Raw genomic sequence first — 26,343 nt, forward strand, 5'->3', positions numbered from 1 at the left:
CGATGACGTCGTTGCGGCGCGGATGGGTCGGGAGCCGCCCGACCGTCCGCGCCGCGCCGTTTTGCAGCATCCGGTCAGGTGAACACCTGTCGCGAACCACCCGGCCGGTGCCTGACAGCATCGGAACCGTGCTGGTCGTGACGACGGATCAACTGCCCGGCTACGAGATCCGCCAGATCCTCGGCGAAGTGGTCTCCTCCATGGCGAGGACCCGCAACCCGTACCGCGAGGGGGTCAAGAACCTGCGCGGTGGCGCCTACGACCCGATGGCGCCGGACAACCTCACCCGCTGGCGCACCGACTCGGTGGCCCGGCTGGGCGAGGAGGCGCAGCGGCTCGGCGCGAACGCGGTGATCGGGATGCGCTTCGACAGCCGCGACTGCGGCGAGATGTGGATGGAGATCTGCGCCTACGGCACGGCGGTGATCGTCGCGCCCAAGATGCCCGACGTCATGCCGCCGGACCAGCCGATGATCGCGGCCGAGACCGCCCACGACCCGGAGATCGCCTCCGCCCCCGGCGGCATCGCCGAACCCGCGAGCGCCCCCAACCTGAGTTCCGCCGCCGAAACCCCCACCGGCACCTGAACCACCCGTCTGCCGCGTCGATCATGAAGTTGACGGCAGGAATGATCTCCCTGAGTGCCGCCAACTTCATGATCGACGGGAAAGTGCGGGACGGTCAGAGGATGGGGGGCGGGGAGTAGGTGGCGGCCTGGGGGTGGGTTTCGACGATCTTGGTGATTCTTGCGGTCACCCTGGTGACCTGGTCGGGGGCGGCGCCGACGAAGGCGTTGCGGTCGGCGACCAGGGAGTCGATCTCGGACCGGGTCAGGCCCAGGCGGCCGTCGGCGGCGAGGCGGTCGAACAGGTCGTTCTCGGCCGCGCCCTTCTCCCGCATGGCCAGCGCCACGGCGACGGCGTGCTCCTTGATCACCTCGTGCGCCACCTCCCGGCCCACCCCCCGGCGTACGGCCGCCACCAGGATCTTCGTGGTGGCGAGGAACGGCAGGAACCGCTCCAGCTCCCGGTTGATCACCGCCGGGTACGGGCCGAACTCGTCCAGCACGGTGAGGAACGTCTGGAACAGGCCGTCGGCGGCGAAGAACGCATCCGGCAGCGCCACCCGGCGCACCACCGAGCAGGATACGTCCCCCTCGTTCCACTGGTCACCGGCCAGCTCGCCGACCATCGACAGGTAACCCCGGATGATCACCGCGAAGCCGTTGACCCGCTCCGACGAGCGGGTGTTCATCTTGTGTGGCATCGCGCTGGACCCGACCTGGCCCGGCTTGAAGCCCTCGGTGACCAGCTCCTGGCCCACCATCAGCCGGATCGTGGTGGCCAGCGACGACGGCGCGGCGGCCACCTGGGCCAGCGCGGAGAGCACGTCGAAATCCAGCGAGCGCGGGTAGACCTGGCCGACGCTGTCCAGCACCCGGGCGAACCCGAGGTGCCCGGCCACCCGCTGCTCCAGCTCGGCGACCTTGCCGGCGTCGCCGTCGAAGAGGTCGAGCTGGTCGGCGGCGGTGCCCACCGGACCCTTGATCCCCCGCAGCGGGTAGCGGCCGATCAGGTCCTCCAGCCGCTCGTACGCGATCAGCAGCTCCTCCGCCGCCGACGCGAAGCGCTTGCCGAGCGTGGTGGCCTGCGCGGCGACGTTGTGCGACCGGCCGGTCATCACCAGCGCGGAATACTCGCCCGCGTGCCAGCCCAGCCGGGCCAACGTGGCGACCACCCGGTCCCGGATCAGCTCCAGCGAGGCGCGGATCTGGAGCTGCTCGACGTTCTCGGTGAGGTCGCGGGAGGTCATCCCCTTGTGCACGTGCTCGTGCCCGGCGAGCGCGCTGAACTCCTCGATCCGCGCCTTCACGTCGTGCCGGGTGACCCGCTCGCGCGCCGCGATCGAGGCCAGGTCGACGTCGTCGACCACCCGCTCGTACGCCTCGACGACCCCGTCGGGCACCGGCACGCCGAGGTCACGCTGGGCCTTGAGCACCGCCAGCCAGAGCCGGCGCTCCATCCGGACCTTCTCCTCCGGCGACCAGAGGGCGACCAGCTCGGGTGAGGCGTACCGGTTGGCGAGCACGTTCGGGATCGTCGTCACGGCCCTCATTCTCGCGTACGGGCTCGCGCCGCCACCGGTCGGCCCGCTGCTGGCGGACGCCCCGGGCCGGGCCGGCCCGGGGCGTCCGCTCTTCTCCGGTCAGGGCAACAGGTTGATCAGATCCGGATGGGCGGCGAGTGCCGTGACCTGCTCCAGGGTGAGCGGCGGGATGGCACCGCCCCGGACGCCCTTCGGCCAGCGGCGCTCGAAGTCTCCGTCGGTCGGCATGTCCGAGGCGGCTCCGGTGTTCGGCCGGTTGTCGATCACCACTTCGACCGTGCCCCGATCGGGTCGCTGGACGAACACGCCGTAGACGACCGACCCGGCCGGACGGGAGACGATCGTGACGACCCGGTTACCGTCCGGCCGGGTCGACTCGGTGCACTCGCCGCCATGCGCGTGCCCCTGGTGCATCGCCGGTGGGAGCGCGCCGAGCGTGGCGCAGCTCAGCACCAGCGCGGCGCGGCGCTCCACGATGATCTCCCCGTCGCCGGCCAGTCCGCCTCGCTGCACCATGAAGTTGTACGACAGGAGCGTCGCGCCGTTCGGGCCGCCGCTGCCTTCCTGGAAGGGCAGCAGATAGATCATTCCGTCCGGTGACACGGCGTCGAGCGCAGCGACGGCCGCTCCTTGCGCGACGCTGTCGTAATCCCAGCTAGGCAGACCGTAGAACCCGGCGGTGGCGGTTCCCGCCGGTGGCCGTGGGGCCAGGACGAGCGTTGCCTCCCGAGCCACCTCGATCGTCTGATCCATCGAGAGCGCCGGCTTGTCCTGCGTGACGTAGAGGCGGACCAGCGTGCCGTCCGGGCGGAGCGACTCGATCAGGTAGTTGTTGCTCGCCGCCGGTCGCGTCGAGTCGGGGCGTAAGCCGAAACGGGTGAGCAGGCGCCGCGCCCGCACCCGCTCGCCACCAGGATTTTCGGTCACCGTGCAGTGGCGGGCGGCGAGAGCGGCGGTCGGGCAGGGCGGGGCGGCCGACCAGGCGCGCTCCCCCTCGCGCACCAGCCGTAGCGTGACCTGCCCGGCCCGGTTGCCGACCCGGAACGCGGCGGCATCCAGCACCGGGCCGTCGACGTTCAGCCGGCCCTTCGGCTCGAACCCGACCGGGGTCGGGCTGTCTTCGCCGCCCCACCTGGTCGTCCAGGTGAAGTCCGGCGCCTGCCGGCGCAGGGCGCTGGTCAGCGCCGCGTCGAGACGTGCCGCATCCGCAGCGGTGCCCGCGACGGTGGTGACAGTGGACGAGGCTGCGGGTGTGGGGGACGGCTTCGGCGCGAGAGCGACGGCGCGATCCAGCACGACCGGGATCAACTGCCCGACGGCGATCGGGAGGTTGTCCTCGGCGGTGACGGTCCTGAGGCTCAGGTTCAGAAACGTGCCGTCCCGACGCAGTGCTGTCACGCCAGCGCTCTCTGTCCGGCTCGGCATCCGATCCCGGAGCTGCGGTGGCACCTCCTGCTCCCAGACCGACCGGTGGTACCTGATCTTCTCGCCGTCCGGACCCGTCTGCTCGCCGCACTCGGCGGCGGCCTTCGAGCACGCCCGAGACTCCTCGGCCTGCCAGCTCTTCGCGCCGTCGGGAGTGATCTGCAGGCTCGCGACCAGGTCGACCCCGTCCACCCGGAAGCTGCCGTTTCCCCGGTAACCGAGGGAGCCGGCCTGCCCCATCACGTCGGAGGCCCAGGCGGGGGTGTCGATCACCGGCCCGTCCTTGACCGCCCAGGCCAGCCGCGGCATTGCGCGGGTCAACGCCGCGATCACCGCGGCCTCGATCCGGTCCAGGTCCTGATCGCTGCCGGGGATCGTCGTGACGGCCGGTACCGGTTTGGCCGGCTGGGCGTGCGGCTTGCCGATGAGCGAGGTGGTGCCGACCAGCACGGCGGCCACCACCGCGGCGACCGCCGTCGTGCCGGCACCGATCCGCAGCCGCCGGGCCCGGCGCTGTCCGCCGATCACCCGGTCCACGTCCACGGTGGAGACCGGCGTCTCACCGATCAGGTCGTCGAACAACTCCCGGTACGTCATGACAGCTCCCCCCGGGTCGACGGGATGCCGGTCAGCAGCAGGCGCAACGCGTCCAGGCCCCGAGCCGCCTGGCTCTTCACCGTGCCGGCGCTGATGCCGAGGATGTGGGCGGTCTCGTCCACGGACAGGTCGCAGTAGTAGCGGAGCACCAGCACGGCACGGCGGCGGGGCGGCAGCTGACCGAGCAGGGCGAGCAGCATGTCGCGTTCGGCGAGCGTGGGCTCCGGCAGGATCACGTCGGCGGTCTCCGGCACCTCGTCGGTGCTGTGCTCGCGCCGCCAGGGTCGCCGCCGCTCGTCCAGCCACGCGTTGGTGAGCATCCCGCGCACGTACGCATCGACGTTCTCCACCGCCCGGACCCGGCGCCAGTGCCGGTAGAGCTTGCCGATGGTGATGGAGACCAGGTCGTCGGCGGTGTGCCACTCGCGGCAGAGGAGGTACGCGGTGCGGCGCAACGATTCCATCCGGGCGGTGACGAACTGCCGGTACTCGTCTTCCTCGGCCCGGTTCACGTCCCGAAGCCCCTCGTTCGCCTCATGCCCAGGTGACGGAGCACGCCCCCGTCCGGGTTGCTCAGGAGGTGGAATGCTCGGCGAGGATGTGGAACAGGGCGGCGCTCGCCTCCGCCTCGGTGGCGTACCGCCGCCACAGCTTGTACCGGCCGCGTTCGTAGGGGCCGATCTCCCAGCCGCCGTCGCCGGGCCGGAGGAACCAGAAGTCGGGCGGGACCGGCTGGTGCTCGTGCGCGTCCGCCAGCTGGAAGGCGTCGGGGGACACCCCCGCGGCCAGCAGCGCGGCGCGCAACTCGTACCGGTCCACGCCCGACCTCCGATCGGTTCAGCAGATCTGCGACGACTGCGCCCACCCGGTCGGGTCGGTGCAGAGGCCGTCCAGATACTCCTCCACGAGGAACCCGTGGTCGATCAGCCACTGCACGTTCACCGGGTCCGACGCCTGCGGGAAGTAGGCCTGGTTGAGCTCGAACTGGGTGCCCATGCCGGGCTGGGCGAACCACGGCGCGATCGGCCCGGAGTCCACCGGGAACGGCTTGACCACGCAGTACGTGTGGTAGTTGGCCAGCGGGGCGGCCGGCGTGGTGGCCGGCGGCGTCGGCGGGGTGTTCAGGCTCTGCGGCGCCAGCGAGCGCGAGCTGAACGGGGTGCCGAGCGGTGCCAGGAAGGCGCCGGTCGGGTTGCCGAAGCGGTCCACCCGGTAGCCGGGGAGCAGGACCTGCCGGTTCTTGACCGGCGCACCGTGCGGGTCCAGGACGAAGCCGTCCTCCGGCGGGAAGAGCAGGGTGGTGGGTCCGCTGGTCCAGTTCTTCAGCCATTCCGTCTCGGTCTGGGCGCCGAGCCGCTGGTAGCCGGCGAGCAGTGGACCGACCGGCGAGGCGGTGGGCAGGGTGGCCGGCCCGAGGAGCCGGTTGTTGTCGTAGAACTGGGTGGTCTGTGGCGCCGTCGGCGGCAGCCCGGGCGAGCAGAGGCTCGGGCCGACCGGGCCGGCCTGCGGACCGGCGGTCCGCTCGTCGACCACCGTGGCCTGGGCCAGCGCTGCCGAGGGCCCGAGGGCGGACAGTGCCGGCCCGGGTGCCAGCGTCAGGGCCGCGCCGGACAGCGCGGCCAGCAACCAGCGGCGAGTTTTCACGATGAACCTCCCGATGAGGACTAGTTGCTCCCATCGTGAGGTTCATTCGCGCTCTATGTGAGTTTTAGTCCGCTTTGCCACCCGTCGGGCTGACAGCCACCCGGTCAGCGCTCCAGGATGGCGGTCACGCCCTGCCCGCCGGCCGCGCAGATGGAGATCAGGCCGCGCCCGCTCCCCTTGGCGTCGAGCAGCTTGGCCAGCGTGGCGACGATCCGGCCGCCGGTGGCGGCGAACGGGTGCCCGGCCGCCAGCGACGAGCCGTTGACGTTGAGCCTGTCCCGGTCGATCGAGCCGAGCGGCGCGTCCAGGCCGAGGCGCTCCTTGCAGAACTCCGGCGACTCCCAGGCCGCCAGCGTGGCCAGCACCTGCGAGGCGAACGCCTCGTGGATCTCGTAGAAGTCGAAGTCCTGAAGCGTCAGCCCGGCCCGGGACAGCATCCGGGGCACCGCGTACGCGGGGGCCATCAGCAGCCCCTCGTCGCCGTGCACGAAGTCGACGGCAGCCGTCTCGGACCAGGAGAACCAGGCCAGCACCGGCAGGTTGTGCGCCCGCGCCCACTCCTCCGAGGCGAGCAGCACGGTCGACGCGCCGTCGGTGAGCGGGGACGAGTTGCCGGCGGTCATGGTGGCACGCTCGGCGTCCGGGCCCTTGGCGCCGAAGACCGGCTTGAGCGAGCCGAGCTTCTCCGCGCTGGTGTCCGCGCGGAGGTTCTGGTCGCGGGTCAACCCCAGGTAGGGGGTCATCAGGTCGTCGAAGAACCCCTTGTCGTACGCGGCCGCGAGCCGCTGGTGCGAACGGAGCGCCAACTCGTCCTGGGCGGCCCGGTCGATGTTCCAGCGCAGCGCGGTGCGCGCGGCGTGCTCGCCCATGGACAGCCCGGTACGCGGCTCGGCGTTGCGCGGGATCTCCGGCTGGAACGGCTGGAGCGGGCGCAGCTTCGCCGCGATCCTGAGCCGTTCGCCGAGGGTCCGGGCCGAGTTGAGCTGGATCAGCGTGCGGCGCATGTCCTCGTTGACCGCGAGCGGCGCGTCGGAGGTGGTGTCGACGCCACCGGCGATGCCGGCGTCGATCTGCCCGAGGGCGATCTTGTTGGCGACCAGGATGGCGGCCTCCAGACCGGTGCCGCAGGCCTGCTGGACGTCGTACGCCGGGGTGTGCGGGTCGAGGCGGGAGCCGAGCACCACCTCCCGGGTGAGGTTGAAGTCCCGGGAGTGCTTGAGCACCGCGCCGGCCACCACCTCGCCGAGCCGTTCGCCGGCCAGCCCGAACCGGGCGACCAGCCCGTCGAGCGCCGCGCCCAGCATGTCCGCGTTCGACGCGTGCGCGTAGCGCGAGTTGGACCGGGCGAAGGGGATGCGGTTGCCGCCGATCACCGCGACCCGCCGGACACTCTGCACGATCGGCCTCCTCGAAGCTGTTGCCCGAACCCTACTCGCCAGTAGGCTACGCCTATGACCGACAGGTACGCGAGCTTCGTCCAGACGGGGGCCGGTCGCGCGCTGGTCAAGCGCCTCGGGCTGCCCGACCCGCCCCGACTGCGCCGGCACACGCCGGGCGACCCGCTCGTTCCCGGGCCGGTCCTGCTCGGCTCCTCGACCGGCGGCCGGCTCGCCGAGCCGGCCGGCAAGATCCTGGCCGCCGCCGGGGTCGAGCTGACCGACCCGGCCGCCACCACCGCCGACAGCCGTTTCGCCGCCCTGGTGTACGACGCCAGCGGCATCACCGACTCCGCCGAGCTGCGCCAGCTCTACGACTTCTTCCACCCGCAGGCCCGGTCGGTGCTGCCCAGCGGCCGGGTGATCGTGCTGGGCACGCCGCCGGCCGAGTGCGGCTCACCCCGGGAGGCGACCGCCCAGCGCGCCCTGGAGGGGCTGACCCGCAGCATCGGCAAGGAGTTCGGCCGGGGTGTCACCGCCCAGCTCGTGTACGTCACCCGCGACGGCGACGCCGGCACCCCGGTGAGCCTGGAGTCCACCCTGCGCTTCCTGCTCTCCGGCCGCTCCGCGTACGTCTCGGGCCAGGTGATCCGGGTCGGCGCCGGCGCCGGCGTCGCGCCGGCCGACTGGAACCGGCCGCTGGACGGGCAGGTCGTGCTGGTCACCGGCGCGGCCCGGGGCATCGGCGCGGCGCTGGCGACGGTGCTCGCCCGGGACGGCGCGCAGGTGGTGGCGCTGGACATCCCGGCGGCCGGCGACGAACTGGCGGCGGTGGCCAACGGGATCGGCGGCAGCGCGGTGCAGCTCGACCTGACCGCGCCGGACGCGCCGGCCCGGCTGGCCGAGCACCTGGCGTCCCGGCACGGCCGGGTCGACGTGGTGGTGCACAACGCCGGCATCACCCGGGACAAGACGCTCGGCCGGATGGACGCCGACCGGTGGGACTCGGTGATCGACGTGAACCTGTCCAGCCAGGAGCGGATCAACGACGTGCTGCTGGAGCGCGACCTGATCCCGGCCGGCGGCCGGATCGTCTCGGTCTCCTCGATCGCCGGGATCGCCGGCAACCGGGGGCAGACCAACTACGCGACCAGCAAGGCCGGCGTGATCGGCCTGGTCGACTCGCTCTCCCCGGTGCTGCGCGAGCGCGGGATCAGCCTGAACGCGGTCGCGCCCGGGTTCATCGAGACCCGGCTGACCGCGCGCATCCCGCTGATGATCCGCGAGGCGGGGCGGCGGATGAACAGCCTGGCCCAGGGCGGCCTGCCGGTGGACGTGGCCGAGACGATCGGCTGGCTCTCCTGGCCGGCGACCGGCGCGGTCAGCGGCAACGTGGTCCGGGTCTGCGGCCAGAGCCTGCTGGGGGCGTGATGGCGTCCCGCGACCACGAGCCCGACGACCTCACCCTGCACGACCTGATCGAGGGCCCCACCCAGGACCTCACCTCGGCCCGGGCGGCCCTGGCCGCACGCACGCCCCGGGCCGAGGCGACCCAGGACCTCTCGGCGCTCGTCCCACCCCGCCCCGTCGATCATGAGGTTGACGGCACTTCCGGAGATCCACGGAGCCGTGGGGGCAGGGCGAGCGGGTGCGTGTCGAGCTGGGGCGGCTGCCGGGGGCGGGGGCGCTCTATCGGCGGGCGCTGCTGGGGGCGCTGCCCGGCACGGGTCGTCGGCGGGGGCGGGAGCTGCCCGCTCTGGAGCTGAGTGTGGCCGGGGTGACGGTGGACCGGGCGCATCTGGCCGACTACGACCGGGTCTGCGGGTTCCGGCTGGCCGACCGGCTGCCGGCGACGTACCTGCACGTGCTCGGGTTTCCGCTGTCACTGCGGCTGATGACCGCCGCCGACTTCCCGATCCCGCTCACCGGCGTGGTGCACGTGGCCAACCGGATCACCGTGGCCCGCCCGGTCCAGGTGGGCGAGAGCGTCGACTTCCGCACGTACGCGGAGAACCTGCGCCCGCACGAACGCGGCCGGCAGCTCGACGTGGTGCTGGTCGGCTCGGTCGACGGCGAGGAGGTGTGGCGGGGGGTGTCGACGTACCTCGGGAAGGAGCGCGCGGCCGGCGGCGGCCCGCGGCGCGACCGGGGCGACCGGCCCGCGCCGCCGGCCTTCTCCGCGCAGTGGCGGGTGACGCCCCGGGTCGGCACGGACTACGCGCGCGTCTCGGGCGACCGCAACCCGATCCACACCTCGAAGCTGGGCGCGCGGCTGTTCGGTTTCCCGCGTCCGATCGCGCACGGCATGTGGAGCAAGGCCCGCTGCCTGGCCGCGTTGGAGAGTCGGCTGCCCGACGCGTACACCGTGGACGTGGCGTTCAAGCTGCCGGTGCCGCTGCCGTCCACTGTGGCGTTCGGTGCCACCACCGGAGGCGCGGGCTGGGACTTCGGGCTGCACGGCGCGCGGGACGGACGGCCACACCTGGTCGGCACCGTCCGCTGAGGAAAGAGGGGGCTTGTCGGCCCCCTCTTTCCTGCGCTAAGTTGTTCTCAGATTGAGTTGTTCTCAACATGAGAGAGTGAGCGCCGTGAACGAGCAGGACTTCCTCGCCGGATACGACCCCCGGGACTACCCGGCGGTCGCGGTCACCGTCGACGTGGTCGCGCTGACCATCCGCGAGGGCGCGCTGCACCTGCTGCTGATCCGGCGCGGCGCACCGCCGTACGCGGGGCACTGGGCGCTGCCCGGCGGCTTCGTCCACCCCGACGAGGACCTCACCGCCGGCGCCCGGCGCGAGCTGGCCGAGGAGACCGGGCTCGGCGGCGATCGGCTGCGCCGGGTGCACCTGGAGCAGCTCGGCAGCTACGGCGCCCCCGACCGCGACCCCCGCATGCGGGTGGTGTCGATCGCCCACCTGGCGTTCGCCCCCGACCTGCCCGACCCGGTGGCCGACACCGACGCCGACGAGGCGATCTGGCTGCCGGTCACCGCGCTGACCAGCCGGCAGCTCGCCTTCGACCACGGCCGGATCATCGACGACGGGCTGGAGCGGGCCCGGTCCAAGCTGGAATACACGCCGCTGGCCACCCGATTCCTCGCCCCCGAGTTCACGATCACCGAGCTGCGCGAGGTCTACGAAACGGTCTGGGGCCACCCGCTGCACGCCGGCAACTTCCACCGCAAGGTGCTCTCCGTGCCCGGCTTCGTGGAGAGCACCGGCGCCAGCACCGAACGCGGCGGCGCGCGCGGCGGCCCCCGCGCCAAGCTCTACCGCGCCGGCGACGCCCGGCTGCTCCACCCGGCGCTGCTGCGCCCCGCCCGGGAGGAGACGGTGCGATGACCACCGAGGAGGCGATCCGGCTGGTCACCGCCGCCCGCAGTCACGCCGACCTGTTCGGCGCCGAGGCGCCGGCCCGCCGCTACCGGGAGCTGGTCGGCGCGCTGCACCCCGACCGGTTGGCCGCGGCCGACCCCCGGGTCCGCGCCGCCGCCACCGCCGCCCTGACCACGGTCACCACCCGTTGGCGCAACCCCGAGGCGTACACCGGCGACATCGCCACCCTGCACCGCAAGGAAGGGCCCCTTCTTAACGCCTCCGGTAGAGGAGGGGCCCCTTCTTATCACCTGATCAAGGTGCCCCGGCACCCCGGCGACAACGACCTGATGGCGCGCGAGGCGCGGGCGTTGCGGCGGATCGCCGAGCGCGGCGACGCGCGCCACCTGGCCTACGTGCCCCGGCTGGTCGACTCCCACCCGGTGCGTGACCCGTCGACCGGAGCCGAACGCCTGGTCAACGTGCTGGCCACCCCGCCCGGGCTGCACAGCCTGGAGGACGTGCGCCGGGCGTACCCGGACGGGGTCGACCCGCGCGACGCGGCCTGGATGTGGCGGCGGCTGCTCGTGGCGCTCGGCCTGGCCCACCGGGCCGGCGTGGTGCACGGCGCGGTGCTGCCCCGGCACGTGCTGATCGAGCCGGACGCGCACGGCCTGGTGCTCGTGGACTGGTGTTTCTCGGCCGAGCCGGGCGGCCTCGTGCCGGCGCTGGTGCCCGGCCAGGAGGACTGGTATCCGCCGGAGGTCGCCGCGAAGCGGCAGAGCGGCCCGGGCACCGACATCGCGCTCGCCGCCCGCTGCATGACCTGGCTGATGGGCGACCGCGCCCCGCACGAGCTGCGCGCCTTCGCCGACGGCTGCCGGCAGCCCACGCTGTCCGCCCGACCCGACGACGCCTGGCGGCTGCTGCGCGAACTGGACGAGGTGCTGCACCGGCTCTACGGGCCGCGCACCTTCCGACCCTTCACCCTCAACCCCTAGGGAGGCTGCCATGGGCAGTGGAATCTGGTCCACCGACGTGTACGACGCCGCCGACCGCTACCGGCGTCGCACCGGCAGGAGCGCGTTCTCCTACAGCGACAGCGGCGCCCGCACGGTGCACCCGGCGCTCGACCCGCGCGACGCGGCGCGGGAGAGCCGGGACTCCGCCGAGCACCCGCGGTCGACGCCGATCGCCGTGCTGTTCGACGTCACCGGCTCGATGGGGCACGTGCCCCGGGTGTTGCAGAGCAAGCTGCCGCAGCTGCTCGGCCTGCTGCTGCGCCAGGGGTACGCGAAGGACCCGCAGGTCATGTTCGGCGCGATCGGCGACGCCACGTGCGACCGGGTGCCGTTGCAGGTCGGGCAGTTCGAGTCCGACAACCGGATGGACGACGACCTCGGCCGGATCGTGCTGGAGGGCGGCGGGGGCGGCCAGATGATGGAGTCGTACGAGCTGGCGCTCTATTTCATGGCCCGGCACACGGCCACCGACAGCTGGGAGAAGCGTGGCCGGCGCGGCTACCTGTTCATCATCGGCGACGAGCTGGCGTACCCCCGGGTGAAGGCCGGCGAGGTGGCCCGGCTGATCGGCGACGACCTGCGCGAGGACGTGCCGGTCCGGCAGATCGTGGACGAGGTGACCGCCCGCTGGGACACCTACTACCTGCTTCCCGCCGGCAGCCACTACGCCGGCAACCGCAAGGTGCTCGACTTCTGGCGCGGCCTGCTCGGGCAGAACGCGGTCGAGCTGGACGACCTGGACGCGGTCTGCGAGACGATCGCGCTCACCGTCGGCCTCGGCGAGCAGGCCATCGACCTGGACGACGGGCTGCGCGACCTGGACCGGGCCGGCTCGACCGCCACCCGGACCGTCTCCCGGGCGCTGGCCCGGCTCGGCTCCGGCCGACGCGCGGTGGCCACGCTGCCGTTCACCCCGACCGACGGCGGAAGCGGGGTCACCCGGCTGTGAACCACGTGACGGTGGTCGACCTCGGCTACGGCGACGCCGGCAAGGGCACGGTCGTCGACCTGCTCTGCGCCACCCGGCCGGTGCACACGGTGGTCCGGTTCAACGGGGGCGCGCAGGCGGCGCACAACGTCGTCCTGCGCGACGGGCGGGCGCACACGTTCGCCCAGTTCGGGGCCGGCACGTTCCGCCCCGGCGTACGGACCCACCTGGCCCGGCACGTCGTGGTGGACCCGCTGGCGCTGGCCGCCGAGGCCGACCACCTCGCGGCGGTCGGGGTGCCCGACGCGCTCGACCGGCTGACCGTGGACGGGGAGGCGCTGCTGGCCACCCCGTACCACCGGGCCGCCAACCGGGCCCGGGAGATCGCCCGGGGAGCCGACCGGCACGGCTCCTGCGGGCTCGGGGTGGGCGAGGCGGTCGCGTACGGCCTCGCCCACCCCGACGAGGCGCCCCGGGTGGCGGACTGCCGCCACCCGGCGGTGCTGCGCCGTCGGCTGGCCGCGCTGCGCGACCGGCTCACCGCCGAGCTGGGGCCGCTGGACGCGCCGCCGGTGGACGACTGCCTGCCCGCATACGCCGCGTTCGCCGACCGGGTGGCGATCGTCGACCGGAGCTGGCTCGCCGGGGCGCTGCGCGAGGGCACCTGCGTGTTCGAGGGCGCGCAGGGGGTGCTGCTGGACGAGTGGCACGGATTCCACCCGTACACCACATGGAGCACCACGACGTTCGCCAACGCCGAGACGCTGCTCGCCGAGGCGGGGATGGCCGGCACCGCGCAGCGGCTCGGGGTGCTGCGGGTGACCACCACCCGGCACGGCCCGGGGCCGCTGGTCACGGAGGACCCGGCGCTGCCGTTCACCGACCCGCGCAATCCGACCAACCCGTGGCAGGGCCGGTTCCGGTTCGGGCACTTCGACGCGGTCGCCCACCGGTACGCCCTCGACGTGACCGGCGGCGTGGACGGGCTGGCGCTGACCCACCTCGACCTGGCCGGCCCCGAGCTGCGGATCTGCCGCCGCTACGACGGGATCGACCGGCTCGTCCCCGGGCCGGCCGGTGACCTGGGACGGCAGGCGGCGTTGACGGCCCGGCTGATGCGGGCCCGGCCGGTGTTGGACGAGGCGCCGGACGACTGGCCGGCGGCCGTCTCGGCGGCGCTCGGCGCGCCCGTGGTGCTCACCTCGCACGGCCCCACCGCCGAGGAGAAGGAAGGGCCCCTTGTTAACGCCATTTGTATAGGAAGGGCCCCCGCTTAACACCCCAGAGCCGAGCATGAGAGGCATGGGGGACGTGCTCGACCTGCTGCACCACACGGTGACCTCGCCGTGGGTGTACCTGGTGATCATCGCGGTCACCGCCGTCGACGCGTTCTTCCCGGCGGTGCCGGGCGAGACCGTGGTGATCACCGCTGGGGTGTTCGCCGCCGGCGGCGAGCCGAACCTGACCCTGGTGATCGTGACCGCCGCGCTCGGCGCGCTGATCGGCGACCACGTCTCGTACACCATCGGGCGCGGTGGGGGCGCGCACCGGCTGGCCCGGCTGCCGGCGGACAGCCGGCGGCGGGCGAGTTCCGAGTGGGCCCGCCGGGCGGTGGACCGGCGCGGCGGGATGATCCTGACCACCGCCCGGTACGTCCCCGGCGGCCGGACCGCGGTCACGCTCACCATGGGCGCGGTCCGCTACCCGGCGCGCTCGTTCCTGCTCTACGACGCGCTGGCCTGCGGCACCTGGGGGATCTACTGCGGGCTGCTCGGCTATTTCGGCGGGCTGGCGTTCGAGCACAACCCGGTCACCGCCCTGCTCGCCGGCGTCGGCCTCTCGCTGGCGGTCACCGGGCTGTTCGAGGCGGCCCGCTGGGCCCGCCGTCGGGCCCGCGCCCGGGCCGCCCACCGCTGACCGGTGCCGGTCACTCCAGCAGGTCGGCGTCGTGCACGAGGATGGCGAGCTGCACCCGGTTGGCCACGCCGAGCTTGGCCAACGCGCGGCTGACATGCGTCTTCACGGTCGCCTCGCTGGCGCCGACCCGGCGGGCCACCTCGGCGTTGCCGTCACCCCGGGCCACCTCGCGGACGATCGCCGCCTCCCGGTCGGTCAGCCGGGCCAGGCGCTGCCGGGCAGCCTCCCGCCGCGCCGGACCGCGCTCGGCGAACGAACTGATCAGCCGCCGGGTCACCGTCGGGGCGAGCATGGCGTTCCCGGCGGCGACGGTCCGTACCGCGGCGGCGAGTTCCCGGGGCGGCGTGTCCTTGAGCAGGAAGCCGACCGCGCCGGCACGGAGCGCCTCGTGCACGTACTCGTCCAGGTCGAAGGTGGTCAGCATGACCACCTTCGGGCCCGCGGCCACGATCGCGGGGGCCGCGGCCAGCCCGTCGAGGCCGGGCATGCGGACGTCCAGCAGCACCACGTCGGGCCGCAGCCGCTCGGCGGCGGCCCGCGCCTCGGTCCCGTCGGCGGCCTCGCCGACCACGGCGATGTCCGGCGCGGCCTCCAGGATCAGCCGCAGCCCGGCGCGGATGAGCTGCTCGTCGTCGGCGATCACGACCCGGATCACGTCGCCTCCCCGGCCGGCATCACCGCGTGCAGCAGGAATCCCCCGTCGGGGGTGGGTCCGGCCGTCAGCCGTCCACCGGTCAGCTCCACCCGTTCCCGCAGGCCGACCAGTCCGAGCCCGGCACCGGGCAGCACGGGGCCGGTACGGGCGGACGGGTCGTTGCGGACGGTGACCTCGAGCCCCTCGGGCAGGTGCCGCAGGCGGACGGCGACCGCCGCGTCCGGGGCGTGTTTCCGCACGTTGGTCAGCCCTTCCTGGACCACCCGGTGCACGGTCCGGGCCACCGCGCCCGGCACCGGGCCGGGCGCCACCTCGTCGGTCAGGCTCACCCGGAGGCCGGCCGCGCGCGACTCGCGGACCAGTTCGCCGACCGCGTCCCGGCCGGGCAGCGGCAGCGGCGGTTCCTGGCGCAGCACGCCGAGCACCTCCCGCAGGTCGGTCAGCGCGGCCCGGCCGGTGGACCGGATCAACGCGGCCGTCTCGACGGTGGCCGGGTCGGCGGTGGTCACCTCCAGCGCGCCCGCGTGCACCACCATGAGCGAGACCCGGTGCGCCACCACGTCGTGCATCTCCCGGGCGATCCTGGCCCGCTCCTCGGCGCGGACCCGGTCGGCTCGCGCCTCCTGCTCCCGCTCCAGCCGCTCGGCCCGGTCCCGCAGGGCGGCCAGGGCGTCCCGCCGGGCCCGGATCCAGAGCCCGACGATCGCCGGAGCGATCACCAGCCAGGCGTAGAACACCACCGCGTTCCCGGGAGTGGCCATGACCAGGCGGCGTTCGCCACCCACCGCGCTGCCGACCGCCACGCCGACGAGCATGACCGGGAACGTCCCGAGCAGGTACGCGGCGAGCTGCCGGCCGCGCAGGCCGGTGCCGGCCCGCCAGGACGCGACCACGACGGCCGCCCAGGCGGCCAGGACCAGCCAGCACACGGCGGCCGCGGCGGGGAGCGCCCAGCGGCGTGACGAGAGCACCGAGGCGCCCGCCGCCAGCGCGAGCAGGAGGATCACCGCCGTCGGCAGCGGCGAGCGGACGCCGAGCCCACCGGTCGCCGAGGCCCAGGTGGCGGCGGCCACCGCCCCGGCCAGCAGCACCGGCAGGTACGGTTCGACGCGCCGGACGGCGCCCGGCCAGGTGGTCACCCCGCGAGCCTAGGCCCGGTCGGCCCGCGGCGGGACCGGGCTCGGGGAGGGTTGGGTGCCGACCCCGAGACCACCTCGGGGTACGGCACGACGAAAGTGGACCCCCGGGGCAGACCGTCGACAGATTCCACCCGCCGCCGCCCCGACCAGCATCGACGTCATGGATGCCGCTCTCGAACTGCTCCACGACACGATCTCGTCGCCCTGGGTCTACCTGGCCCTGTTCGCCATCGCCGTGGTGGACGGGTTCTTCCCCGTCGTACCGAGCGAGACCGCCGTGATCACCGCCGGCGTGTTCGCCGCGACCGGCCAGCCCGACCTGCCGCTGGTGATCGGCGTGGCCGCGCTCGGCGCGCTGGTCGGCGACCACGTCTCCTACGCGATCGGCCGGCACGGCGGCGCGCGGCTGCTGGACCGTGTGCCCCGCGACGGTCGGCGGCGGGCCGCGGTGGACCGGGCCCGGCGGGGCATCGCGGTGCGGGGTGGGCTCATCCTCACCGTGGCCCGGTACGTGCCGGGTGGCCGGACCGCGGTCACCCTCACCATGGGGGCGACCCGGTTCCCGCGCCGGCGGTTCCTCGCCTTCGACGCGCTGGCCGCCGCCACCTGGGGCGCCTACTCGGCGTCGGTGGGCTACCTGGGCGGGCTCGCCTTCGAGCGGGACCCGATCCGCGGCCTGCTGTTCGGGCTGGGGCTGGCCCTCACCGTGACGCTGGTGGTGGAGGTGGTGCGCTGGGTCCGGGGCCGCCGGGCGGCGCGGATTCGCGCGGCGCGGGTGTTAACAGGGGACCCCTCCTCTACCGCAGGCGTTAACAGGGGGCCCTTCCTTACACCTCCCCCGGGTGCCAGGTGACGCCGCGCAGCAACTGGTCGGCGCCGAGCCAGGCCACGTTCATCATCCGGGTGGCGGTCTTCTCGGCGTCGGCCTCGGGGTGGTCGGCCAACCAGTCGGCGAGCGACTCGGTGGCGCCGACCAGGGCGTACGCGACCACCTCCAGGTCGGTGGCGCCGACCTCGCGGCCGGAGGCGCGCAGCGCGTGGTCGAGCATCCCGGCGACCACCTCGACCAGCCGGCCGCGCATGGCGGCCAGCTCGGCGGCGAACGGCTGGGAGCCGCGGGCCTGGCGGTAGAGCACGGCCCAGCCGTCGCGGTGCGCGCCGACGAACCCGAAGAACGCGCGCAGCCCGCGCCAGAGCCGCTCGTCGGCGGGCAGTTCCGGGGCGGCGGCCCCGGCGATGGCCTCCATCATCCGGGTGCCCTCGCGGTGCAGGCAGGCGACGAAGAGCTCCTCCTTGGTGCCGAGGTAGGCGTAGACCATCGGCTTGGAGATGCCGGCGTCGTCGGCGATCTCGTCCATGCTGGCGGCGTGGAAGCCCCGGCGGGAGAAGACCTTGACCGCCGCGTCGAGCATCTGCTGCTCGCGTACGGCCCGGGGGAGGCGCTTGAAGGTCGGCGTGCTGGACACTCTTGCGAGCATACCTACTCGTGCGTAAGGTTACGCGAGAGTAACCAAAGTCGGCCCCGCCCGAGAGGTGCATTCCCCCATGACTGACTTCGACCCGGCCAACTTCGCGAACGTCGGCCCGAAGGAGTTCGCGCAGCTGGTCAAGTCCACCCCGGACGACAAGATCGCCGAGATCATGTCCGGCGAGGCGCGCGGCAAGATCCTCAGCGAGGTCTTCAACCGGATGCCCACGCTGTTCCGCGCCGACCGCGCCGGCTCCACCAACGCGGTCATCCACTGGAACATCACCGGTCGTCCGGACGGCGGCACCGACACCTACGAGATCGTCATCGAGAACGGCACCTGCACCGTCTCGGAGACCCCGACCCGGGACCCGAAGCTCAGCCTCACCATGGGCCCGGTCGAGTTCCTGAAGATCGTCTCCGGCGGCGCCAACCCGGTGATGATGTTCATGACCGGCAAGCTGAAGGCCAAGGGCGACCTGGGCCTGGCCGCCAACATCGCCAACCTGTTCGACATCCCCAAGGCCTGACCATGGCCGAGTTCTCGCTCGACCTGAACGAGGAACAGCGGGACCTTCGCGACTGGGTGCACGGCTTCGCCGCCGAGGTCGTGCGCCCGGCCGCGGCCGAGTGGGACGCCCGGGAGGAGACTCCCTGGCCGGTCATCCAGGAGGCGGCGAAGGTCGGCCTGTACGGGTTCGAGTTCCTCGCCACCTGCTGGGCCGACCCCACCGGCCTCTCCCTGCCGATCGCCAGCGAGGAACTCTTCTGGGGCGACGCCGGCATCGGCCTGAGCATCTTCGGCACCGCCCTCGCGGTCGCCGGAATCTACGGCGCCGGCACCCCCGACCAGCTCGTCGAGTGGGTCCCGCAGTGCTTCGGGGACGTCGACTCCCCGGCCGTCGCCGCGTTCTGCACCACCGAGCCGGAGGCCGGCTCCGACGTCGGGTCGATGCGGACCCGCGCCGTCTACGACGAGGCCACCGACGAGTGGGTGCTCAACGGGCAGAAGGCGTACGCCACCAACGGCGGCATCGCCGGCGTGCACGTGGTCACCGCCTCGGTCGAGCCGGAGCTGGGCTCGCGCGGGCAGGCCGCGTTCGTCGTACCCCCGGGCACGCCCGGCCTCAACGCCACCCGCAAGCTGCGCAAGCTCGGGCTGCGCGCCTCGCACACCGCCGACGTCTTCCTCGACGACGTCCGGGTGCCGGGCCGCTGTCTGCTCGGCGGCAAGGACGCCCTGGACGAACGGCTGGCCCGGGCCCGGTCCGGGCAGCGCGCCTCCGGCCAGGCCGCGATGCGGACGTTCGAACTGTCCCGCCCCACCGTCGGCGCGCAGGCGCTCGGCGTGGCCCGCGCCGCGTACGAGTACGCCCTCGACTACGCCAAGGACCGGGTCCAGTTCGGTCGGCCGATCATCGAGAACCAGGCGGTCGCGTTCGCGCTCGCCGACATGAAGATGGAGATCGACGCCGCCCGGCTGCTGGTCTGGCGGGCGTCCTGGATGGGCCGCAACAACCGGCCGTTCACCGCGGGTGAGGGCTCGATGTCCAAGCTCAAGGCCGGCGAGGTGGCGGTCTCGGTGACCGACCGGGCGGTCCAGCTCCTCGGCGGGGCCGGCTTCCTGCGCGACCACCCGGTCGAGCGCTGGTACCGGGACGCCAAGATCTACACCATCTTCGAGGGAACCTCCGAGATCCAGCGACTGGTCATCTCCCGGGCCATCTCCGGGATGCAGATCCGCTGATCGCCGGCGGACCCCGACCCGACCCGCGACGGCACGCCGTGCCGGGCGTACCCCGTCGCGGGTCGGGCCGCCGGTCCGTGACCGGAGTGGCCACGACCGCGGGTGTCCGCAGGTTGGGCTGATGATCACGCCGGCTGGGCGGACGGACCGCCCGGATGCATGATCGGGAGACCACGAACGCGAAGGAGGTTGCGCCTTGGACCTGCCGTTCATCGTCGCCACGCTCACCCGACGCGGACTGCTCACCCCGGGCCGCCCGATCCGGGTGGCCTCGCAACTGAACGCGCTGCGCCGCTGGGGCTGGAGTCTCGCCGGCGAGCTGCGCCAGGCCGCCGCCCGCGACCCCGGGCGCGTGGCCGTGGTCGACGAGCACGGCGCCGCGCTGACGTACGAGGAACTGCTCGACCGGTCGGAGCGGCTGGCCCGGTCCCTGCGGGCCGGCCTCGGCGTGCGGACCGGCGACCGGGTCGGCCTGCTCTGCCGCAACCACCACGGGCTGATCGAGGCGATCGTCGCGGCGATGCTGCTCGGCGCGGACGCCGTCCTGGTCAACACCGGCCTCTCCGCGGCGCAGTTGGCCACCGTCACGGAGGAGCAGGGCCTGCGGGTCCTGGTGCACGACGCCGAGTTCGCCGAACGTGTCCTCGGTCTCCCGGCCGAGCTGCAGCGGGTCGACGAGCGGCGGCAGGAGGAGCTGATCGCCGGCGCGGTGCCCGGGGACCGGCTCCAGCCGCCGGAGCGGGACGGTCGGACCATCGTGTTGACCTCGGGCACCACCGGCACGCCCAAGGGCGCCCGCCGGCCCACCCCGCACGGCTTCGGCCCGCTGGTGTCCATCATCGACCGGATCCCGCTGCACGCCCGGGACACCGTGATGATCGCCGCGCCCCTCTTCCACACCTGGGGGTACGCCGCCCTCCAGGTCTCCTTCGCGCTGCGGGCCACGGTCGTGCTGCACCGCCGCTTCGATCCGGCCGCCACGGTGGCCGCGCTGGCCGCGCAGCCCTGCGACGCGGTCTTCGCCGTACCGGTGATGCTGCAACGGCTCATGGAGGTGGCGCCGCCGCAGCCCCGGCCGCCGCTCAAGGTGGTCGCGGTCAGCGGCTCGGCCCTGCCCGGCAACCTGGCCACGGCCTTCATGGACCGCTACGGCGACGTGCTCTACAACCTCTACGGCTCGACCGAGGTCTCCTGGGCGTCCATCGCCGGCCCGGCCGAGCTGCGCGCCGCGCCCACCACGGCCGGCCGACCGCCGCACGGCACCCGGCTGGAGATCCTGGACGAGGCCGGCCAGCCGGTCCGCGACGGCCAGGTCGGGCGGATCTTCGTGGGCAACGAGATGCTCTTCGAGGGCTACACCTCGGGCGCCGGCCGGGAGAGCCGCGACGGCCTGCTGGACACCGGTGACCTCGGGCGGCTGAACCCGGACGGCCTGCTCTTCGTGGACGGGCGCGCCGACGACATGATCGTCTCGGGCGGGGAGAACGTCTTCCCCTCCGAGGTCGAGGATCTGATCGCCCGGTTGCCGCAGGTCCGCGAGGTCGCGGTGATCGGCGTGCCCGACCCGGAGTACGGCCAGCGACTGGCCGCGTTCCTGGCGCTGCGGCCCGGCGAGACGCTCGACCCGGAGGCGGTCCGCGAGTACGTCCGGCACTACCTGGCCCGCTTCTCCGTGCCCCGCGACGTGGTCTTCGTCAAGTACCTGCCGCGCAACGCGACGGGCAAGGTGCTCGGGCGCGAACTGCGCCGATACTTCGGCTGATCGGCCGACCACCTGGGACGGTTTCAGCGGGGTGAGCGGGGAACAGCGCGATGGTCCGACTCCGGCGGCGCACGGCGCTCGGCCTCCTCGTCGGTGGCGCGGCCGCCGGCACGCTCGGCTGGACGATGGCGCTCGACCGGCGCGGGCACCGCGACCCACGGATCGAGCGGGCCACCGCCAACGTGCTCGACCGGATCGTCGGCCGGAGCCGCACCACCTAGGGGTCCGGTCGCGGGGTTCCACCGAGGGCCGACCGGGGTGGGGTGCGGGTGTCACCCGGATGCCCCCGCCGACCGCGGACGACAGGATCGACGACATGAAGATCATGGATGTCACCCGTCGCCGTGCGGTCGCCGCCGCGCTGGCAGGAGCCCTGGTCGCCACCGTCGTACCGGGCGCCGCCCTCGCCGCGCCGTCCGGTGCCCACGGGCCCGACTGCGCCATCGGCACCCTCGACCCGACCCCGATGCGGCAGGCGATCGCCGGATTACCCACCGGCGACGCCACGAGCGCCCAGGTCCGGATCACCACTCCCGACGGATGCTGGTCCGGCACCAGTGGCGTACGCGCCCTGCGCGGGTCCGCCCCGGTGCCGCCGCACGCCCGCTTCCGCGCCGGCAGCGTCACCAAGGTGTTCACCGCCGCGGTGACGCTGCAACTGGTCGCCGAGGGACGGCTCGACCTGGACGGCACGGTGCAGCGGTACCTGCCCGGCCTGCTGCCCGCCGACTACCCGCCGGTGACCGTCCGCCAACTCCTGAACCACACCAACGGGATACCGAGCCCGACGCTGCCGGGCGGGATCGAGTGGCAGCTCGCCCACCGCTACGACCGGTGGACCCCGGAGCAGATCGTCCGCCTCGGCCTGCGCAACCCGCGCGAGTTCGAGCCCGGCACGGACCAGCACTACACCAACATGGGCTACATCGTGGCCGGCATGCTGATCGAGAAGGTCACCGGACACCCGTACGCCGAGGAGGTGCGGCGGCGCATCGCCCGGCCGCTCGGCCTGCGGGACACGTACGCGCCGGGCGACGACCCGCGTATCCGTGGGCCGCACGCCCACGGCTACCAGGCCGTGGTCCGCGACGGCCGGACCGAGCTGGTCGACGCGACGGTGTGGAGCCAGACCTTCACTCCGGCCGCCGGCAACCTGATCTCCAGCCTGTCCGACCTGGACACCTTCATGACCGCGCTGTTCGCCGGCCGGGTGGTGCCCGAGCCGTGGCTGACCGAGATGTTCACCCGGCCGGTGCTGGCCGACCACACCACCGGCGAGTACAGCGCCGGGCTGACCGCCATGCCGGTCGGCGGGCAGACCCTGTGGCTCAAGACCGGCAGCCGCTACGGCTACCTCGCCGGCGTCGCCGCCACCCGGGACGGCCGGTTCCGGGTGGAATACTCGATCACCGCGACGGACGCGAAGAGCGAGGAGCTGAGCCGGACCGCCCAGGCCGTCATCGGCGCGGCGCTCGGCATGCTGCCGCCCGCCGCGCCGAGGCCCACGGTCAGCCCGGGATCGTGATCCGGCCGTCCACCGCCGCGGACGCGATGTCGCCCCGGTGGTGGGCGCCGGCCAGGTCGACGCCGCGTACCAGCGCGTACGCGGCGTCGCGCGCGGCGGCCAGGTCCGCGCCGGTGGCCGTACCGCAGAGGACCCGGCCGCCCGCGGAGCGCAGCGTGCCGTCGGCGTCCCGGCGGGTGCCGGCGTGGATGATCCCGGCGCGGTCCGCGCCGGTGATCACGTCACCGGTACGCGGGCCCGCCGGGTAGCCCTCGGCCGCGACCACGACGGTGACCGCCGCACCGTCGCGCCAGCGCAGCGGCGGATGCCCGGCCAGCGTGCCGGTGGCGGCGGCGTGCAGCAGCCCGGCCAGCGGGGTCTCCAGCATGGCGAGCACGACCTGGGTCTCCGGGTCGCCGAAGCGCGCGTTGAACTCGATCACGCGGGGGCCGGCCGCGGTGATCGCCAGGCCCACGTAGAGCAGGCCGGCGAACGGGGCGCCCCGGCGGCGCAACTCGGCCAGCGTCGGGTGCACCACGTCGCGCATCACGTCGTCGACCAGGCCCGGCGGGGCCCACGGCAACGGCGTGTACGCCCCCATGCCGCCCGTGTTCGGCCCGGTGTCGCCGTCGCCGACGCGCTTGAAGTCCTGCGCCGGGAGCAGCGGCAGGGCGGCCTCGCCGTCGGTGACCACGAAGAGCGAGACCTCGGGACCGTCGAGGTACTCCTCGATCACCACCCGGCCGCACTCGGCGGCGTGCCGCTCGGCGGCCGCCCGGTCGTCGGTGACGACCACGCCCTTGCCGGCGGCGAGCCCGTCGTCCTTCACCACGTAGGGCGCGCCGAACTCGTCCAGCGCCCGGGCGACGGCCGCCGCGTCGACGCAGGTGTACGCGCGCGCGGTCGGTACGCCGGCGGCGGTCATCACGTCCTTCGCGAACGTCTTCGAGCCCTCCAATTGGGCCGCCTCCGCGCTCGGGCCGAACACCGCGATGCCCTTGGCGCGTACCGCGTCGGCCACCCCGGCCACCAGCGGCGCCTCCGGCCCGACGACCACCAGGTCGGCCGCCACGTCGACGGCGAGCGCCGCCACGGCCGCCGGGTCGGTGGCTGTCACCTCCCGCAGCGACGCGACCTCGGCGATCCCCGGATTACCCGGAGCCGCCACCAGCGCCTCGACGGCCGGATCCGCAGCCAACCCGAGCGCGAGCGCATGCTCCCGCCCACCACCACCCACAAGAAGAACCCGCACGACCGGCATCCTACTGACCCCCACCTCCCACCCCGTCGATCAAGGAGTTTGCGTCCCAGAATCACGCTCCTGCCGACGCGAACTCCTTGGTCAACAGGCTCGGCGCAGGGCCTGTCGGACCGTGGCCGGGATGTAGTCGGGGCGGAGAGTGTCGGCCCAGGTGAAGCGCAGGATGCGCCAGCCGGCGTTGACGAGACGGTTCTGTCGGAACCGATCGGCGAATACCGCGTCCGGAGTCAGATGCGGCACCCGGCCATCGGCCTCCGCGATCAACCGCGCACCACGCCAGGCGATGTCCCCGATGCCCAGCAGGTGACCGTCGTCGTCCCGGACCTGCAGTTGCAGGGCGTCGGGCGGCACACCACCGTCGACGCATCGGAGCCGGGTGCGGGTCTCCAACGGTGACTGGGCCCGCCCGTCCGCCTCAGCCAGATACCCGCGCGCGGCAACGGCGCCCCGGCGGCGTGCGACGCCCGCTAGCACCATGGGCAGGTCTGCCTCGCTCAGCAGTCCCCGGTTGAGAGCGGAGTCGAGCACAGACACGGCCGCATACCGATTCACGCGCAGGATGAGATCGGAGACCGTGCGGGCCGGACACGTCGTCGGCACCCCGTCGACACGGCAGACCTCTGCCGCATCGAGCCTCAGCTGGTGCAGCTCCAGCCCTGGCTCCGCCCGACGTTGCACGTGCGGACGGGCGGTCGGCACGGAGACGTGGATGGTCGCGGCCGATTGGAGGCCGCCGATGCCGTGCAGCTCGGCGGCGGTGTCCAGCACGGCCACCGCGCCCGGACCCAGGCTCGCGACCGTGGCGCGGATCCGGGTGCGCCGCAGGGCGGCCCCCGGCGGATCTGCCATCGGCAGGTAGCAGCCACGCGACAGGCGGATCCAGCGCCCGGACCGGACCAGGTGACGGACCTGGTCCCGGCTGAAGCCGAGCCGCACAGCCTGCGCCGCCGTCACGAACCCGCCCTGCCGGACGACCGCGCGCCTCAGTTCGTCGAACTCACCCACCCGCGCACATTCCCGCGGGCCGCCCACCCCCCGAAACCCCTGTGGACAACCCTGTGGAAAGCCCTGCCCACCCGGCCCCACCCCGATCCGTTGATCAAGGAGTTTAGGTCTGACACCGCGCGGAATCCGACGTGAACTCCTTGATCAACATGGCGGGGTGAGGGCCCCCGGGGGGGGGTGGGTTAGGGGAGGAGGGGGTGGCGGAGGACGTTTTCTTCTCGGCCTGGGCCTACTCCGACCACGCTCACGCGGGTGCCCGTGAGTTCCTCGATGCGGGCGATGTAGCGCCTTGCGTTCTCCGGGAGTTCCTGCTCGGTCCTCGCCTTGGTGATGTCCTCCCACCAGCCGTCGAGCTCTTCGTAGATCGGCGTGGCGTGGTGGAAGTCGGTCTGCGTCATCGGCATGTCGTCGAAACGCTCGCCGTTGATCTCGTACCCGACGCAGATCGGCACCTTGGCCAGACCGGTCAGCACGTCCAGCTTGGTGACCACCAGGTCGGTGACGCCGTTCAGGCGGCACGCGTAGCGGGCCACCACGGCGTCGAACCAGCCACAGCGGCGCTCCCGGCCGGTGGTGGTGCCGTACTCGTGGCCGATCTTGCGCAGGTGCTGCCCGTTCTCGTCGAACAGCTCGGTCGGGAACGGACCGGAGCCCACCCGGGTGGTGTACGCCTTGCTCACCGCGATGACCTTGGTGATCGCGGTCGGCGGGATGCCCGCGCCCACGCACGCCCCGCCGGCGGTGGGGTTCGACGAGGTGACGAACGGATAGGTGCCGTGGTCCATGTCGAGCATGGTGGCCTGGGCGCCCTCCAGCAGCACGGTCTCGCCGCGGTCCAGCGCGTCCCAGAGCATCACCCGGGTCTCCGCGATGTACGGCCGCAGCCGCTCGGCGTAGCGCAGGTATTCCTCGACGGTCTCCTCGACGTCGATCGCCTTGCGGTTGTAGACCTTGAAGAGGAGCTGGTTCTTCTCCCGGAGCGCCAGCTCCAGCTTCTTGCGCAGGATGCCCGGGTCGAGCAGGTCCTGGAGCCGGATGCCCATCCGGGCGACCTTGTCGCCGTACGCCGGGCCGATGCCCCGGCCGGTGGTGCCGATGCGGGAGCTGCCCAGGTAGCGCTCGACCACCCGGTCCAGTGCCCGGTGGTGCGGCATGATCAGGTGCGCGTCGCCGGAGATGCGCAGCCGGGAGACGTCCACGCCGCGCTCGGCGAGCCCGTCGATCTCCTCCAGCAGCACCTTCGGGTCGACGACCACGCCGTTGCCGATGACGATCATCGCGCTCGGCGAGAGCGCGCCGGACGGCATCAGGTGCAGCGCGTACTTCTGGCCGTCCGGCGTGATCACCGTGTGGCCGGCGTTGTTGCCGCCGGAGTAGCGCACGACGTAGTCGACCCGCTCACCCAGCAGGTCGGTAACCTTGCCCTTGCCCTCGTCGCCCCACTGGGCGCCGAGGAGCACGATCGCTGGCATC

Annotated in this window: 26 protein-coding genes; 14 read left to right on the forward strand and 12 right to left on the reverse strand. The window is 73.4% G+C overall.

The features are described 5' to 3' along the window. The first annotated feature begins 2 nt into the window (after positions 1-2). Positions 3-587: a YbjQ family protein gene (locus CO540_RS18825; protein ID WP_172967874.1), complete on the forward strand. Its 585-nt coding sequence runs from the start codon at positions 3-5 to the stop codon at positions 585-587. A gap of 94 nt (positions 588-681) precedes the next feature. Here the strand turns inward: CO540_RS18825 and purB are convergent, their stop codons facing one another. The 6 genes from purB to CO540_RS18855 all read right to left on the reverse strand — a co-directional run bounded on the left by purB (position 682) and on the right by CO540_RS18855 (position 7,169). Continuing rightward, on the reverse strand, positions 682-2,115 hold the full coding sequence (gene purB, locus CO540_RS18830) for an adenylosuccinate lyase (protein ID WP_371682234.1): 1,434 nt from the start codon (positions 2,113-2,115) through the stop codon (positions 682-684). A gap of 90 nt (positions 2,116-2,205) precedes the next feature. After that, positions 2,206-4,128, reverse strand: coding sequence for a hypothetical protein (locus CO540_RS18835; RefSeq protein ID WP_099163064.1), 1,923 nt, complete (start codon positions 4,126-4,128; stop codon positions 2,206-2,208). Further along, on the reverse strand, positions 4,125-4,640 hold the full coding sequence (locus CO540_RS18840; protein WP_099163065.1) for a SigE family RNA polymerase sigma factor: 516 nt from the start codon (positions 4,638-4,640) through the stop codon (positions 4,125-4,127). Before CO540_RS18840 ends, CO540_RS18835 begins: the two co-directional genes overlap by 4 nt. 61 nt (positions 4,641-4,701) lie before the next feature. Next, on the reverse strand, positions 4,702-4,947 hold the full coding sequence (locus tag CO540_RS18845; RefSeq protein ID WP_099163066.1) for a hypothetical protein: 246 nt from the start codon (positions 4,945-4,947) through the stop codon (positions 4,702-4,704). Between the two features lie 18 nt (positions 4,948-4,965). Continuing rightward, complete coding sequence (locus CO540_RS18850; protein WP_157779158.1) at positions 4,966-5,772, reverse strand: TNT domain-containing protein; 807 nt, start codon at positions 5,770-5,772, stop codon at positions 4,966-4,968. Between the two features lie 104 nt (positions 5,773-5,876). Beyond that, complete coding sequence (locus CO540_RS18855) at positions 5,877-7,169, reverse strand: acetyl-CoA C-acetyltransferase (RefSeq protein WP_099163068.1); 1,293 nt, start codon at positions 7,167-7,169, stop codon at positions 5,877-5,879. A gap of 54 nt (positions 7,170-7,223) precedes the next feature. On the opposite strand from CO540_RS18855, the gene CO540_RS18860 reads away from it, so the two are divergent. From CO540_RS18860 to CO540_RS18890, 7 genes are all read left to right on the forward strand, one after another. Then, positions 7,224-8,579 (forward strand): 3-oxoacyl-ACP reductase, encoded by a 1,356-nt coding sequence (locus CO540_RS18860; protein ID WP_099163069.1) that lies wholly within the window; start codon positions 7,224-7,226, stop codon positions 8,577-8,579. A 217-nt stretch (positions 8,580-8,796) separates the two neighbouring features. Then, positions 8,797-9,651: a MaoC/PaaZ C-terminal domain-containing protein gene (locus tag CO540_RS18865; RefSeq protein WP_099163070.1), complete on the forward strand. Its 855-nt coding sequence runs from the start codon at positions 8,797-8,799 to the stop codon at positions 9,649-9,651. Positions 9,652-9,736: 85 nt separating this feature from the next. Next, positions 9,737-10,489: an NUDIX domain-containing protein gene (locus CO540_RS18870; protein WP_099164838.1), complete on the forward strand. Its 753-nt coding sequence runs from the start codon at positions 9,737-9,739 to the stop codon at positions 10,487-10,489. Next, the gene (locus CO540_RS18875) at positions 10,486-11,463 is read left to right on the forward strand and encodes a serine/threonine protein kinase (RefSeq protein ID WP_099163071.1); all 978 of its coding nucleotides are present in this window, start codon (positions 10,486-10,488) and stop codon (positions 11,461-11,463) included. Before CO540_RS18870 ends, CO540_RS18875 begins: the two co-directional genes overlap by 4 nt. 10 nt (positions 11,464-11,473) lie before the next feature. Next, positions 11,474-12,433 (forward strand): hypothetical protein, encoded by a 960-nt coding sequence (locus CO540_RS18880; protein ID WP_098744145.1) that lies wholly within the window; start codon positions 11,474-11,476, stop codon positions 12,431-12,433. Further along, positions 12,430-13,689, forward strand: coding sequence for an adenylosuccinate synthetase (locus tag CO540_RS18885; protein WP_099163072.1), 1,260 nt, complete (start codon positions 12,430-12,432; stop codon positions 13,687-13,689). The genes CO540_RS18880 and CO540_RS18885 overlap by 4 nt, the downstream gene beginning before the upstream one ends. Before the next feature lie 25 nt (positions 13,690-13,714). Continuing rightward, complete coding sequence (locus tag CO540_RS18890; protein WP_099163073.1) at positions 13,715-14,329, forward strand: DedA family protein; 615 nt, start codon at positions 13,715-13,717, stop codon at positions 14,327-14,329. Positions 14,330-14,339: 10 nt separating this feature from the next. Here the strand turns inward: CO540_RS18890 and CO540_RS18895 are convergent, their stop codons facing one another. Together CO540_RS18895 and CO540_RS18900 are read right to left on the reverse strand one after the other, a co-directional pair. Beyond that, complete coding sequence (locus CO540_RS18895; protein ID WP_099163074.1) at positions 14,340-14,984, reverse strand: response regulator transcription factor; 645 nt, start codon at positions 14,982-14,984, stop codon at positions 14,340-14,342. Further along, positions 14,981-16,123 (reverse strand): sensor histidine kinase, encoded by a 1,143-nt coding sequence (locus CO540_RS18900; RefSeq protein ID WP_099163075.1) that lies wholly within the window; start codon positions 16,121-16,123, stop codon positions 14,981-14,983. Before CO540_RS18900 ends, CO540_RS18895 begins: the two co-directional genes overlap by 4 nt. Before the next feature lie 160 nt (positions 16,124-16,283). Between CO540_RS18900 and CO540_RS18905 the strand changes: the two genes are divergently transcribed. Continuing rightward, on the forward strand, positions 16,284-16,976 hold the full coding sequence (locus CO540_RS18905; RefSeq protein ID WP_099163076.1) for a DedA family protein: 693 nt from the start codon (positions 16,284-16,286) through the stop codon (positions 16,974-16,976). Here CO540_RS18905 and CO540_RS18910 read toward each other — a convergent pair. After that, entirely contained in the window at positions 16,951-17,589 is a 639-nt protein-coding gene (locus tag CO540_RS18910; protein ID WP_172967875.1) for a TetR/AcrR family transcriptional regulator, read from the reverse strand. The genes CO540_RS18905 and CO540_RS18910 overlap by 26 nt on opposite strands. A 79-nt stretch (positions 17,590-17,668) precedes the next feature. Between CO540_RS18910 and CO540_RS18915 the strand changes: the two genes are divergently transcribed. From CO540_RS18915 to CO540_RS18930, 5 genes are all read left to right on the forward strand, one after another. Further along, complete coding sequence (locus CO540_RS18915) at positions 17,669-18,121, forward strand: SCP2 sterol-binding domain-containing protein (protein ID WP_091565780.1); 453 nt, start codon at positions 17,669-17,671, stop codon at positions 18,119-18,121. A 2-nt stretch (positions 18,122-18,123) separates the two neighbouring features. Beyond that, on the forward strand, positions 18,124-19,338 hold the full coding sequence (locus tag CO540_RS18920) for an acyl-CoA dehydrogenase family protein (RefSeq protein ID WP_091565785.1): 1,215 nt from the start codon (positions 18,124-18,126) through the stop codon (positions 19,336-19,338). Between the two features lie 196 nt (positions 19,339-19,534). Next, on the forward strand, positions 19,535-21,100 hold the full coding sequence (locus CO540_RS18925; protein WP_099163078.1) for an AMP-binding protein: 1,566 nt from the start codon (positions 19,535-19,537) through the stop codon (positions 21,098-21,100). 50 nt (positions 21,101-21,150) lie between these two features. Beyond that, positions 21,151-21,321 carry a hypothetical protein gene (locus tag CO540_RS30215; RefSeq protein WP_157779159.1) on the forward strand — a complete coding sequence of 57 codons (171 nt, stop codon included), beginning with the start codon at positions 21,151-21,153 and terminating at the stop codon, positions 21,319-21,321. A gap of 95 nt (positions 21,322-21,416) precedes the next feature. Beyond that, positions 21,417-22,625, forward strand: coding sequence for a serine hydrolase (locus tag CO540_RS18930; RefSeq protein WP_216642289.1), 1,209 nt, complete (start codon positions 21,417-21,419; stop codon positions 22,623-22,625). On the opposite strand, the gene purD is transcribed toward CO540_RS18930, so the two are convergent. From purD to CO540_RS18945, 3 genes are all read right to left on the reverse strand, one after another. Then, positions 22,609-23,856: a phosphoribosylamine--glycine ligase gene (gene purD / locus CO540_RS18935; RefSeq protein ID WP_099164839.1), complete on the reverse strand. Its 1,248-nt coding sequence runs from the start codon at positions 23,854-23,856 to the stop codon at positions 22,609-22,611. The two genes, CO540_RS18930 and purD, sit on opposite strands and share 17 nt — an antisense overlap. Before the next feature lie 90 nt (positions 23,857-23,946). Then, positions 23,947-24,870, reverse strand: a complete 924-nt coding sequence (locus CO540_RS18940; RefSeq protein WP_099163079.1) for a type IV toxin-antitoxin system AbiEi family antitoxin domain-containing protein — start codon at positions 24,868-24,870, stop codon at positions 23,947-23,949. 182 nt (positions 24,871-25,052) lie between these two features. Continuing rightward, positions 25,053-26,342, reverse strand: coding sequence for an adenylosuccinate synthase (locus tag CO540_RS18945; protein ID WP_091565793.1), 1,290 nt, complete (start codon positions 26,340-26,342; stop codon positions 25,053-25,055). Position 26,343 lies beyond the last annotated feature (1 nt).

Origin of the sequence: Micromonospora sp. WMMA2032, from assembly GCF_002688545.1 — a bacterium.
In the GTDB taxonomy this organism is placed as follows: domain Bacteria; phylum Actinomycetota; class Actinomycetes; order Mycobacteriales; family Micromonosporaceae; genus Micromonospora; species Micromonospora sediminicola.

Coding starts and splice junctions, on each gene's coding strand:
- CO540_RS18835 (WP_099163064.1), bottom strand. CDS start 4,128: ATGACGTACCGGGAGTTGTTCGACGACCTGATCGGTGAGACGCCGGTC.
- CO540_RS18875 (WP_099163071.1), top strand. CDS start 10,486: ATGACCACCGAGGAGGCGATCCGGCTGGTCACCGCCGCCCGCAGTCAC.
- CO540_RS18860 (WP_099163069.1), top strand. CDS start 7,224: ATGACCGACAGGTACGCGAGCTTCGTCCAGACGGGGGCCGGTCGCGCG.
- CO540_RS18945 (WP_091565793.1), bottom strand. CDS start 26,342: ATGCCAGCGATCGTGCTCCTCGGCGCCCAGTGGGGCGACGAGGGCAAG.
- CO540_RS18915 (WP_091565780.1), top strand. CDS start 17,669: ATGACTGACTTCGACCCGGCCAACTTCGCGAACGTCGGCCCGAAGGAG.
- CO540_RS18905 (WP_099163076.1), top strand. CDS start 16,284: ATGGATGCCGCTCTCGAACTGCTCCACGACACGATCTCGTCGCCCTGG.
- CO540_RS18825 (WP_172967874.1), top strand. CDS start 3: ATGACGTCGTTGCGGCGCGGATGGGTCGGGAGCCGCCCGACCGTCCGC.
- CO540_RS18890 (WP_099163073.1), top strand. CDS start 13,715: ATGGGGGACGTGCTCGACCTGCTGCACCACACGGTGACCTCGCCGTGG.
- CO540_RS18880 (WP_098744145.1), top strand. CDS start 11,474: ATGGGCAGTGGAATCTGGTCCACCGACGTGTACGACGCCGCCGACCGC.
- CO540_RS18920 (WP_091565785.1), top strand. CDS start 18,124: ATGGCCGAGTTCTCGCTCGACCTGAACGAGGAACAGCGGGACCTTCGC.
- CO540_RS30215 (WP_157779159.1), top strand. CDS start 21,151: ATGGTCCGACTCCGGCGGCGCACGGCGCTCGGCCTCCTCGTCGGTGGC.
- CO540_RS18930 (WP_216642289.1), top strand. CDS start 21,417: ATGAAGATCATGGATGTCACCCGTCGCCGTGCGGTCGCCGCCGCGCTG.
- purB (WP_371682234.1), bottom strand. CDS start 2,115: ATGAGGGCCGTGACGACGATCCCGAACGTGCTCGCCAACCGGTACGCC.